Source organism: Patescibacteria group bacterium (assembly GCA_038065255.1).
In the GTDB taxonomy this organism is placed as follows: Bacteria; Patescibacteriota; Patescibacteriia; order JACQRZ01; family JACQRZ01; genus JBBTRI01.
Genome location: JBBTRI010000017.1, coordinates 1 through 11,786 on the forward strand (window position 1 = coordinate 1; position 11,786 = coordinate 11,786).

An 11,786-nucleotide genomic window follows, 5' to 3' on the forward strand; every position below is an offset into this window, starting at 1 on the left:
AGGCGGCAATACCCCATTCTTCACGTGTGAAGCCCTTAAATTTGTATAATCCAAAAAGTACTGCACAGCGTACACTTAAAAAAAGCGCTCCATTGATAATAAAGATTGGATTGCGCTTTACGATTCCATAGATAATCGTTGAGGTGCAGAGCGCTACAAAGAATAGAAACCACCGAGTTGAAAGCGACTCTCCGGATTTATTACGCCACACCATCACAGCTTGACTAAAGACCACGCCTACTTCTAGGATCGAAATAAGGGTAATAGTGATTTCCCAAAACAGCTTTGAATCAAAAAGTGCTTCAAGATATGGAATGTACACATCGCTAGTCTATTGACATATGTGCTATTTGTCAAGCATGTCATGAAACTTTTTTTAAAAAAAGCCCGCGATATCGCGTGGCTTATACTCTACAAATTCTGCGGAACACTTTTTTGGGGTAGCTGTATTTCTTCAAAGCTCCCTTCCGGAAGATCGAGTGCTTCCATGAATTTTTCAATTCCTTTTTTCGATGACATAATACTAAAAGAATTGCTTGACCGATACCCAACTCCGCTTGATCCGATATAGAGTCTGGCGCCTTTTCGTTTTACAAATACAAATGCTTCAATAGCGCGCAGTATACCGCTTGGTGTATGCTTTCCCGAGAGAAGATCAATATCAATATCGACACCAACAATATGCGCTCTCACAGTTTGTAGCGCACCAGCCATAGTAGGATGGAGTGAGTTGGGGTGAAGTAATGAGAATTCTTGAAGAGGCATACGCGACCAAAAAGATTCATCGGATACGTCCTTAAGAAAGTCTCTTACGATATCAAAATCTCTTTTGATTTCAGGGGTAGCCGCCGTTCTTGTCGATACCTCTCTCATCTTTTGTATGATCCCCTCCTTTAATAGTCGCACAAATGAAGGCTCTGGCGGGGTAATGCCGATTGTTGCAAGTTCCCTTTTCAAAAGTACAGTATGATCAATGGATTTCTTTTTCATGCTTATCCATTCTTCGAAGAAAGAGTATAAAAAAATGAGAAATGTGTCAATACTTTGCGTGATTTATTTTTTAGAAACGACGATCATGTGTTTTTGAATACCTTTTCGCTTCTGATGATCTCCGGTTGGGTAATCATTGATCGCTTTAAAAAAACGTTTTTCAGGATAACGGAAATGCTCACCTCGTTTTGTTCCGGGGTCATTCGTAATAAATTCTTTTGTTGCCTGGTCGTATCCAACTACAACGAGCATGTGGTGCTCAGGCCCCTGCCCAGTGTAATAGGGATTTTTGAGAATACGTCCATCGACTTGAATAAGAAGAATGGCGTCGCGGGCAAGTTCATGTATGAGATCCCCGATTGTTTTAATAAGTTTTGTCTGTGTGGCTGAATACGTATAATAACCTCTAATAAGTCGTACTTCAGTATCATGCGGAGAGGTGTCGACAAACGAACCATATTTTTTCTTTTGGAAATCGCTTAACGCAATAATTTCTTTTTGTGCGGCTGATCGTGTGAGTTTTTCATTCTGTACCCAGGTAAGAGCCATGATAACTGAAGCTTCCTCGCATCCATTCTGAAGCCGCGCATCCTTCCATTCGCCAAGGGGAGCCTGTGACGTAAAGGGAACGTTAGGGAAAAAAATTTCCTTTGCACTGACGTGCAAAGGTATTAGAAAAAGAAAACCAATAATACTAGTTATGATGAAGTGCTTCATGAGTATATAAGATACCAGATGAGGAGGATATAGTAAATGTATGATGGATCAAACTTTTGACATTAACGAATAGTTCTTTTAGTATTCTCGACATGTACATTGACCGCTACCATGGTAAGAAAGCATAGATTTTCTGCACGATTAGGTATCTCACTTTCTCTCGCATTTCTCTTCTCTGCATGCGCGGTGGTGCCAGTGCCAATTGCGTTACAGACTGTATCGCCAAGCACCACGCAGCAGACTGTTCAGCCGACGCTGTCACCAACACTTGCTCCATCTCCGTCACCGACGCTATCGGTGGTGCCAAGTGCTACGCCAAGCGTGCTTCCTACAGAAGCCCCCTTTGACTACGAACGCCTGAAAGGAATGACTCTTGGTTTTACCTATTCGCTGCCACATAGCATGTGGTTGTGTGAAGGTGGGCGATGCGATCCGCGCGGCCTCTTGCTGACACTCATTCAGGAGCTTGCTCCAGAGATTTTGCGCTACGAGCTCTACTGGAATTGGGCGCAAGACGATGGACCGAACTCACTTAAGCTTGACTACAATCTTGAGTGGCAACTCAGATACGCAGCGCAAGCAGGAATCAAAAAAGTCATTCTCTGCTTGGGAAGGAAGGTGCCGCATTGGCCGGAGTATCATATTCCACCGTGGGTTGCCAAGCTTTCCGAAGAAGAGCAGAAGCGCTATCTTCTGGCTTACATCGAGATGGTTGTCAAAGCGTATGCAAGCGATACACGAATTTCGCATTGGCAGCTTGAAAATGAGCTGTACTATGCGGACGGAAGTACGTTTGGTATCGGCAAGCCCTTTAGCGATCAGGAAGCATTCTTTGCGCAACAGGCGGAGATTATTCGCAAGTATGACAAGCTCAATCGGTCGATCATCGCAACAGTTTCCGGCGACAAAGGAGATTTTATCAAAACCGCAAAGAGCGCCAATATTCTTGGCTTTACGTTTTTCTCGATCTCCTATGATAACGGAGGATACGTAGAGCATACCTACGGCACTCCAAAAAGCGATTATGGCACTGCTGGTATGTTTCGAGCGAAACTCGCAGAGTCTGGGCTTGAAAGCTGGGACATAGAACACCAAGCAGAGACCTGGGCGCGAGAATCACTTCGAGATATTTCACTTGAAGAAGCCAGTAAAAGCATGAATCCGAATCGAGTGAAGCGGGACCTAACATTTGTGATGGACGCAGGAGTTACAACGGGTATATTCTGGGGTGCAGAGCAATGGAAGGATCTTGAAAGAAGGGGTGATTCTTCAATGCTTAACTTCATGAAAAAAATCTTTGCGGCAGCAAAGTAATATGCGCGACCCGTCTGGTGAGATGGGTCTTTTTATTTTCGAGAGATGTTGACATAGTGAGTTCTAACTTCTAATACACCATCCCCAGGTATTCTTGGATATTTATTTTTTATAAATGAAAGCCCCTCACTTTGAGAATAGGGGGCTTCCAACTGCAGTTGAGAAAAAGGTACTAATTAGAAACTTATGGTGAGTCGGGGGGAGATGATCAGCCCGACATCGGCTGATCCGCTCGCGAACGTGACGGTTGGTCCCATCCCGATCCCTACCCTCACGTTTTTCGTGAGAGAGACGGACGGAGCGACGAGGATAGCGCCAGAATGGGACGTAAGCGTGAGATTGGTCGAGTACGACCCGACCACGGCCACCCCTACGCCATTGCCGATAGGGAGTGCAATCCCCATCCCAGCTCCGGGTAGGATTACTCCGTTCGGTGTCACCGCCGCGCCAATCTCGCCGATGAGCGCTTTCCCGTCACCGACAGGGACGGCAGTGCCGATGGTCGTGTAGATACTCGTTTTGACCGATGATCCCAGTCTGATTCCCGGGGACACACTGACCGTAATGCTCGGTGTTGCCATTGCGAGGGCTAATCCACCGACGAGTGCGAAACTCATGACTTCCTCCTCTTTTTGTTTTGCATGCGATTATAGTATATCATATTTTATTGTATATGTCAATGGTGATAATACTAAAAAGTATTATAAATATAACTAATAATGCACATTATGCCATGATATGGTATGATTAATAATTGCTAAATGTATTATAATTATCTATAATAATAGTGTCATAAGAAATATGATAATGTAGCTATGCTTGAGAACAATCTTGAATCTCTGGGGCTTACAAAAAACGAGATAACTGTGTATCTCGTACTAGTTGAGAAAAAAAAATTAAAAGCAGGCGAAGTGATAAAAATAACGAAACTTCATCGGAACCTCGTGTACCAGGCATTAGAAAAGCTTGAACAGCGAGGGTTAGTATCAAAAATGATACAGAATAGTATTTTTGTTTTTGAAGCAAATCACCCTTCGCATTTGCTGGAATCACTTGATCAGCAGAGAATTATCGCACAAGAAGTTATTGACGAACTTAAGAAGCGTGAAGCAGGCGGACATCGTAATATTCGTGTGTATGATGGTATTGAGGGTATTTTACAAGCACGTAGACAGTCGCTTGAATTAAAGAGTGGAGAAACATTATATGCTTTAGGAGTTTTTCCGGTTTCTTCAGGTTTGGAATATAACAAAGAATGGGAGCGCTTTCATCAAGAGCGCGTAAAAAAGGAAATTAACTTTCGAGTTTTGTATGATCGAAAAACATCAAGCGAACATCTTTCATTAAGAAATACACAGGCCTTAACACAGGCGAGATATTTGCCATCGAATGTAAAATCCCCAGTTCGATTTGAAATGTATGGGGATGTGGTATCTATTGTGCTTCCCAAAAGCGGACCTGTTACATTTTCACTCAAATCAAAAGAAGCTGCCGAAGGGCTGCGAGAGTATTTTGAATATCTATGGAATCAAGAAGTGGTAGTTGAAAATGGAGTCGAAGCGATTGGCAATGCATTTTATGAGATGCTGGCCGATCTTGAAAAAGAAGAAGAGTATTGTGTTATTGGCGCATCCGATACTTTTCAGCAAATAATGTCATCATCATTTTTTACGGCCTATCATACACTACGAGTTGCAAAAGGAGTTCGCGTGCGCATGCTGACTCGCGCCGACTCTCTGGATCTTGTGCGAGAGAATAGTATCCGTGCTGGTGACACAGAAGGAAGGCTTAGTGAATTTCGCGTGATGAAAACCGGGCAATCTCTACCTATTCAGATAAATCTCTATGGCAAAAAAACCCTTTTGATTATCTACGGCAAAAACCCCTGTGTGATGCGTTTTGATCGCTCAGACGTGCATGATTTGTTTCAGAATTATTTTAACGAACTATGGAATCAAAAAACGCAGACACTGAACGGTTTTGATGGGATACGGCAGTTGTGCCAAAAGGTGATTGATGAAAAGAAAGACCTCTACCTTATTGCTGCAAATGGACATCTTTTGCGGGACCATAAGGAATTTTATGAAGAATTTACTAGCCAGCGTGTACAGCATTCGATCAGTCTTCATGCGATTGCAATCGAGTCTGTACGAGGAACGCCTTTTGCTTCTCTGCCACGTGCGCACTTTAAATACCTTTCAGAGGATTTTGGAAGCCCGATGGTTGTGTGGATTTTTGGAGAAACTGTGGCGCATGTACTCTTTCAAAAACCGGAAATTGTTTTTCTGATCACCGACAGCACTGTTGCGTCGTACTACCGGAATTATTTTAAAGCCCTTCAGGATCTTGCATCGGAATAAAAAAATCTTATACAGAGCCTTGACCTTTTCAATACCAACGATACACTCAACAGCGAGTACCTTGTCAATGAATAACACGATACGTATTAGTATTGTATCGGTACTTTGTGCCAATGCGCTATCAGGATGCTTATTGAATATACGAGAATGGACGAAAGCAAAAATCGTGATTACTGAAATACCCCTTGTTCCTTCCGAAGGAGTCGTTGGTGATGATGGTTGGCTTGAAGCGAAAAGACTTAAGATTATCTCCAATCAAGATACATCACTCTTTTCACTGAGATTTTCGAAGCGCAGCCTTTTTCAAGATGATTCATCTCTTCGAATTCCTTATGACCCCATACCTGAATGGTCGATGAGTCGCGGAGCTCTTGTGGTGAATAATTTCACACAGGAAGTTGTTGATTATCGGCAGGGAGGATTTACTTTTTATAAGGACATTGAGCTTGCAGCGCATCGCGAAACAATGGTATCACTGGAAGTACGACTCTTACCTGTTGAAGACACGGGATGGATCAGTTTCTGTGTAAGTGGATATTCTCATCCTGATGATGGTGAAGTTACTGATCTGAGCTTCTGCAGTAAACCATTTATCGTCCATCCAAGAAGCCCTGACAATAAAAAGAAAGAACCTTTGTCGCTTTAAACCTCCAACTCAGGAGGTCTTTTTATTAACATAAACACCTCCTTTCAGGAGATGTCTTTGTGGTGTGCCATCATGGAGGATGTTGGACCTGCATTTGAGTGAAGAGCTAGTAGTATGATTAATATTCCAGATCTTCAATCTACGTCATGTTTTTCAAAAATAACTTAATCTCCATATAGTTTTTAAAACGAACTATCTTTTTCTCTTTTGGCTGTCTTGCGAGAATACTTTCAATTCGAAGAGCATTGTTCTTTGGAAAGTTCCAGATAAATTTTAAAAATTCGAGATCAAGGACTTCGTCGCATCCATTTGCTGCATCGGGTCGTGTTTTTTTGTGAAACATGATTCTTCGCTTGATGACATTCCACAGACACTGCCAGACAGGAAAGTCGAAGTAAAAAATCGTATCAGCATCTTGTATCCAGTGTTCCATTGAGTTGGTGTAATTGCCATCGATAATCCACCGATCCCTAGCTATCGCCGCAAGCACTTTCTTTTCAAAAACTTCTTTTTCTTCCTTAATCCACCCTGGTTTCCAAAAAAGTTGATCTAAGTGAATCACGGGAATATGCAAGTGATCGCTGAGTTTTTGAGCGAGCGTGCTTTTGCCAGAACCGCTTATTCCGATGATAAGTATTTTTTTCATACATTCTATTATACGTAATTTCTCCATAAACAAAAACACCTTCTTTTCAGAAAATGTTTACATGTGGCGGCATTGCGGATAGTGCACTTTAGTTGGAATCGGAGCCGCTACCGGAGCCTGCAATTGCCACCATAGTATCTTGTGAAGCGTTTTATTTATCAGCTATGTTATAATTGATTCAAGAAGGAATTACGCAAAAGCTTTGTATGCCAAAAATAATTATTTTAAAACTTACAAGTATCACATATTCGGGAAAATCGATAGGCGATGATATTGGGATTGAAATCGAGGTGCTTGGCAGCACGACTCAATTTGCTACGAAATTGAAAAAAAGTGAACATATAAAGACCAATCTTCAGATCGGCACAACAACCGTTGACAAAAAGATTGTCATGATTCCCGTAACGATTCGCGTGACTGAACGCGATATTCTTTTTTCGGACAAAGGAAATATTAAAGCCACGATAAAAATAGATCCAAACGTATCGTTTCCGCAAATGTCGGTTCATCATGTGGATGTTAAGGAATTCCGCGCATATCTGACCAAATCAACCGCGCGCTTTGAACTAATCATTGCGGCGAGCGTTGCGCGCGCAATCAAAAAACGCATCTCATCAGCAATAAACCTTCGTTGGACTGGCGATTTCCACGATGATCCCGAAGACATTATTTTAGCACGGCTTATTTTTGGTGAAGCGGAGGATCAGTCGCGTGAAGCAAAAATATGGATCGGCGGCTCCGTGCTCAATCGAGTCAGGGCCAAAGCATGGCCGAATACTATTCAGGACGTCGTTCTTCAGAGGGGGCAGTATGATCCTTTTAAAAAAACTGATCGTAATTTCAAAAAGATCACAGACCCTCTCACAGGTGCAGGCAAAGCAAGAAAGACCGCGTGGGAGGAATCATACGAAATGGCACGCGGCCTTCTTTCCGGAAACATTGCAAATCCTTCGACCGCGACTCATTTCCATGGTCGTGGGATTTCTTGCGTTTGATTTCTAACACATGTAGTACCAAAGGGAAATTTCCTTAAGAAAATCGACGACACTTCTTTTTATTGGAGTCAAAACTAGCGTATGGCCTGTAGAAACCATATATACAAAACTGTGCTTATTATCTCTTGGCTTCTTTTCATTGGCGCGGGTGTGTTTTTTGTAATTCAGTTACGAACACAAAAAGCCGTCATAGATGAATTGCTTATTCAACTGAAGAAAGAAACCGAATATCCGCCCCCCATCACAAGTAATGAAGACTCAAGTGATGAGCGATCGCATTTCACCTTCTCTCCAGACAAGAGATATGTCGCGTTTGTCCAAGATGTATTTAAGGAATATGGAGAGGATTATGATCGGTATTGGGCGTTGAAGATTTTTGATCCCGCGACAAAAGAAGAACAATCACTTCTAGTTGATGATTCAAGATTATCCGGCTATGAATGGCTGAACGCTGAAATAATTCGTGTATTCCATAACGGAGGTACAGGAGTTCGTGCCTTCAAGGACATACGTATTGGAGACGCGCTCGTATTTTTTAAGGATTCCAAATATACTGCAGAGCACTCAAAATTTTGGATGCCGGATAAAACATACACAACAGAAGTGGTAAACTCACAAAAGGCGAGTGAGGCGTATTACGAAAAGAACAACACAATCCCCGAATAATCATAGTACTATACTGAATCGGAAGCACTCATTGACCTTTGAGCTAGAAAACAAAAACACCTCCCTTTCGGGAGATGCTTTTTCCTTTGTCTTCGAATGTATGTTCGGAGGCAAAGGTGGCCAACGGGAATTGAACCCGTGACAGCGGTACCACAAACCGCAGTTTTACCACTAAACTATGGCCACCATACTATTATTTTGCGGCTGCCAGAAACAGACCGACGACGAGAAGAAGAATACCAATTACATTGATGAATGTCAATTGTTCTTTAAGAAAAAAGAAAGACAAGATAAGCAGCGTGACAAATGCAAGATTTTGAACGAGGGGGAATCCAAAACTTATCGGCAAGCGCTGGAGTACAAGCGCATAGACAGGGAAACTTCCCACAAGAAAGAATATGCCGATCAGAAGCATGGGCGATGTGAACATTTTGCCAAATGTTTCCATGGTAAGCGTTTGAGGAATGTCCTTTGATGATAGTTTGATTAAGAGATTGCCTACCGCGCCGCTCGTTATCGCGATGAATGCGAGAAAAAATGTTTGCATAAAAAATGAAGATTATGTCGTACTGGTACCCCCGCCAGGAATCGAACCTGAATTTTCTCCTTAGAAGGGAGGTGTTTTGTCCATTAAACTACGGGGGCATTACGGTTTAACGTATCATAATAAGAAAGAAACGCAATTATTTCCTTTTCAAAATGCATAATTGCCATTTACGTTTTGGATTATAGTCATCAATTAAATCTTTTCGTTTCACATGGTATGTATCTAAAAGTTTTGGTAAAAATTCTGAATAATATTTTTCTGCTTTTGCCTGTGATCGTGCAGATACTTGCATCGGAGAAAATCGCTTGAATTCTTCAGGGGTAACAGGCGGATCATCATTCCATAGCGCAGAAAGAAATATGCCGGGATGAATAGTGAAGCGGAACTCTCCTCCGGGTTTTAAAACGCGAAGCGCTTCCTTAAGAATGCGTTCGATATCTGCAATATGCTCTACTGAAGAAGGCGGTCCGGCAAGTGATATAATCGTATCAAAACTCTCATTTTCAAATGGCATCTCTTCGGCTCCTCCAACTACATAGGGAATATCAACAGGAAGTCCTTCAGGGAAATTGTGTTCAGGATATTTTTCGAGAGATGTAACACGAATACCCTTTGCCTTTGCGATTCGAGCGAAGTTTGCATCACCTGCGCCGATATCAAGCACTTCTTTTCCGCGCAGGCTGTTTGGTGTTACGCCCATTTCCCGAAGGCGGCTAATCGTTTCTTTTTTAAGTTTTTCCGGAATGTGTGGAGAGAGTTGTTTTGACTCATCAAGCATACATTATTTCTTTCGCACTTTGCCATGGAAGGCCTTGTGCACATCTCGAAGTTGCTGGTTGGTGATATGGGTATAGATCTGTGTAGTGGTGATGCTGGCATGGCCTAGGAGCGATTGCACGGAGCGAATGTCTGCGCCGTTCATTAGAAGATCAGTGGCATACGAATGCCGCAGCGTGTGGGGAGAAATTTGTTTTGTAATGCCGGCGACTTTCGCATATTTCTTTATGATGCGCTGGATGCTTCGGGGAGTTAGAAATAGTTCTTGTGTTTCGGTAGTGCGGCGTGGGTTGAATGCCCGATCATGCCGAATAAAAAGAGGCTCAAACAAATCTTTCCGCACATCAAGATATGATTTCACATGCTCCTGCGCTCGCGAGGATAGAAATACAAGGCGGTATTTGTCACCCTTGCCTCGAATGGTAAATTCGTCACGTTTGAGGTTGATACTATCGCGCTTCAGCGATGCAAGCTCAGATACGCGCATACCAGTACTAAACAACAGTTCTAAAATAGCTCGATCACGTTTTTTGATAATCAGTGCTTCCCCGCTGCGTTCTGTTGCGCTGAGCAGCCGTTCAAGATCGTCGGCATCCAAAAACTCCACAGTGCGCTGGGGTATTTTTGCAAGTTCAATTTTTTCCGGGGCGAGTGCCGGAATATCGCGCTTGGAAAGATATTTCAAAAACGACCGTATGGCAATTATGTGGTAATTCTGCGTATTCTTTTTCAGTGGTTTTGTGCCATGGAGCCTGTTCAGCCAGAGCCGGTATTCATGGATGGTATCAAGAGTGATATCACTCGCTTTTTTTATGCGGTGCGTGTCGGCCCATTCCAAAAAACGATTAAGATAAAATTGGTAATTTTCTACCGTCTTCAGAGAACGGTTTCTTTCTACTTCGAGATATTCAAGAAATTGTCTGATAGTGGTGGCAAGCATAGTTGTGCGACGCATGACTGGAAGTGTAATCTTATTTCACTTTCTTGACAATATACCCATCGCATGATATCTTTAATCCATTGAATTCATAACGCTTGACTCGGTTCTTCGTCGATCTCCTCGACGAACTACTGGGCATTGGCGATACAAAGGAGGTCCACATCTATGTTGGATAAAAAAGTAAAGGAGAAGATTATCAAAAAATACGCCACGCATGCGGGCGACACCGGCTCAACGCAGGTGCAGGTGGCAATTCTCACCGAGGAAATCACCCGCTTGACGGAGCATCTCAAAGAGCACCGCAAGGATCATTCTTCCCGCAGAGGACTTTTGAAAAAAGTAGGAGAACGCCGAAGGCTTCTGCGTTATCTTGCTTCTGAAGATCTCGCAGCGTACCAAGACCTTGTCAAACGCCTCGGACTGAAAGTGAGGGATTTCGGCAAAAAGGAAGAAGAAGATGCTTTTGATGCAGCGCTCGTTGCGCAAGGCGATGCAGTGCAAGCTGCGTAATCAACCTTACCCTTGGCTTATGAAACATAAAGATCAGCGCGTGGGAGTGTTCATCGATGTGGGCAATATGTACCACTCGGCAAAGAATCTTTACGGCACGCGCGTGAATTTCCAAGAAGTGTTGAAGACGGCAACGTCATCACGCTTGCTTATACGCGCTATTGCGTATGTTGTACGTTCGCACTCATCGGAAGAACAGAGTTTTTTTGAAGCGTTGGAAAAACAAGGATTTGAACTCAAAATAAAAGACTTGCAGGTGTTTCCCGATGGCACGAAGAAGGGCGATTGGGATGTCGGGCTGTCGGTTGATGCAATCAAGTCTGCCGATAAGCTTGATGTTGTCGTGCTGGTAACCGGCGATGGCGACTATATTCCGCTCGTTTTGTATTTGAAAGAAAACAAAGGCTGCATTGTTGAAGTAATGGCATTCGGCAAGACGACATCCGCAAAACTTGTCGAACAAGCTGATGATTATATTGACTTGGATAAGGATCGCAGTAGATACCTCATGCACGCGCATGGCAATGTCAAGCGATCCGGAGTGGCGCCAAGCAAGAGTTCTTCTCGAAAGCCCAAGTCGCTGTATGATATGGTGGAAGGTCGCTAGGTGATGAAGATCAAATAAGGAATCATGAATATTCGTGATTCATTCTTTACTCTTCATAACGCTTTCCTAGT

13 protein-coding genes, 2 tRNA genes and 1 pseudogene are annotated in these 11,786 nt (G+C 43.0%); 7 read left to right on the plus strand and 9 right to left on the minus strand.

All coding sequences use genetic code 11. The features are described from left to right. The 3 genes from AAB400_04005 to AAB400_04015 all read right to left on the minus strand — a co-directional run. Positions 1-322, minus strand: a 322-nt coding sequence (locus AAB400_04005; protein ID MEK7649046.1) for a hypothetical protein, incomplete at its 3' end; no start/stop codon positions are given. Positions 323-411: 89 nt separating this feature from the next. Beyond that, on the minus strand, positions 412-990 hold the full coding sequence (locus AAB400_04010; GenBank protein MEK7649047.1) for a hypothetical protein: 579 nt from the start codon (positions 988-990) through the stop codon (positions 412-414). Positions 991-1,053: 63 nt separating this feature from the next. Next, positions 1,054-1,707, minus strand: coding sequence for a C39 family peptidase (locus tag AAB400_04015; GenBank protein MEK7649048.1), 654 nt, complete (start codon positions 1,705-1,707; stop codon positions 1,054-1,056). 111 nt (positions 1,708-1,818) lie between these two features. Here AAB400_04015 and AAB400_04020 point away from each other — a divergent pair, with 111 nt between their 5' ends. The 3 genes from AAB400_04020 (at position 1,819) to AAB400_04030 (ending at position 6,027) form a co-directional block, all read left to right on the plus strand. Next, entirely contained in the window at positions 1,819-3,021 is a 1,203-nt protein-coding gene (locus AAB400_04020) for a hypothetical protein (protein MEK7649049.1), read from the plus strand. A gap of 815 nt (positions 3,022-3,836) precedes the next feature. After that, entirely contained in the window at positions 3,837-5,381 is a 1,545-nt protein-coding gene (locus tag AAB400_04025; protein MEK7649050.1) for a helix-turn-helix domain-containing protein, read from the plus strand. Positions 5,382-5,448: 67 nt separating this feature from the next. Beyond that, positions 5,449-6,027 (plus strand): hypothetical protein, encoded by a 579-nt coding sequence (locus tag AAB400_04030; protein MEK7649051.1) that lies wholly within the window; start codon positions 5,449-5,451, stop codon positions 6,025-6,027. 139 nt (positions 6,028-6,166) lie between these two features. Here the strand turns inward: AAB400_04030 and AAB400_04035 are convergent, their stop codons facing one another. Next, on the minus strand, positions 6,167-6,673 hold the full coding sequence (locus AAB400_04035; protein ID MEK7649052.1) for an AAA family ATPase: 507 nt from the start codon (positions 6,671-6,673) through the stop codon (positions 6,167-6,169). Positions 6,674-6,879: 206 nt separating this feature from the next. Here AAB400_04035 and AAB400_04040 point away from each other — a divergent pair, with 206 nt between their 5' ends. Together AAB400_04040 and AAB400_04045 are read left to right on the plus strand one after the other, a co-directional pair. After that, entirely contained in the window at positions 6,880-7,668 is a 789-nt protein-coding gene (locus AAB400_04040; protein ID MEK7649053.1) for a cell wall hydrolase, read from the plus strand. 111 nt (positions 7,669-7,779) lie between these two features. Beyond that, the gene (locus AAB400_04045) at positions 7,780-8,334 is read left to right on the plus strand and encodes a hypothetical protein (GenBank protein MEK7649054.1); all 555 of its coding nucleotides are present in this window, start codon (positions 7,780-7,782) and stop codon (positions 8,332-8,334) included. Between the two features lie 115 nt (positions 8,335-8,449). Here AAB400_04045 and AAB400_04050 read toward each other — a convergent pair. From AAB400_04050 to xerA, 5 genes are all read right to left on the minus strand, one after another. Beyond that, a tRNA-His gene (locus tag AAB400_04050) sits at positions 8,450-8,520 on the minus strand. Positions 8,521-8,527: 7 nt separating this feature from the next. Beyond that, complete coding sequence (locus tag AAB400_04055; protein MEK7649055.1) at positions 8,528-8,881, minus strand: hypothetical protein; 354 nt, start codon at positions 8,879-8,881, stop codon at positions 8,528-8,530. A 23-nt stretch (positions 8,882-8,904) separates the two neighbouring features. Continuing rightward, a tRNA-Arg gene (locus tag AAB400_04060) sits at positions 8,905-8,979 on the minus strand. Between the two features lie 38 nt (positions 8,980-9,017). Beyond that, a complete protein-coding gene (locus AAB400_04065; protein MEK7649056.1) occupies positions 9,018-9,659 on the minus strand; it encodes a class I SAM-dependent methyltransferase in 642 nt (213 codons plus the stop codon). Positions 9,660-9,662: 3 nt separating this feature from the next. Further along, complete coding sequence (xerA, locus tag AAB400_04070; GenBank protein MEK7649057.1) at positions 9,663-10,598, minus strand: site-specific tyrosine recombinase/integron integrase; 936 nt, start codon at positions 10,596-10,598, stop codon at positions 9,663-9,665. Positions 10,599-10,763: 165 nt separating this feature from the next. On the opposite strand from xerA, the pseudogene rpsO reads away from it, so the two are divergent. Both rpsO and AAB400_04080 read left to right on the plus strand, forming a co-directional pair. Continuing rightward, positions 10,764-11,024 (plus strand): annotated as a pseudogene (rpsO, locus tag AAB400_04075) (30S ribosomal protein S15). Between the two features lie 103 nt (positions 11,025-11,127). Continuing rightward, positions 11,128-11,715, plus strand: coding sequence for an NYN domain-containing protein (locus AAB400_04080; protein MEK7649058.1), 588 nt, complete (start codon positions 11,128-11,130; stop codon positions 11,713-11,715). Positions 11,716-11,786 lie beyond the last annotated feature (71 nt).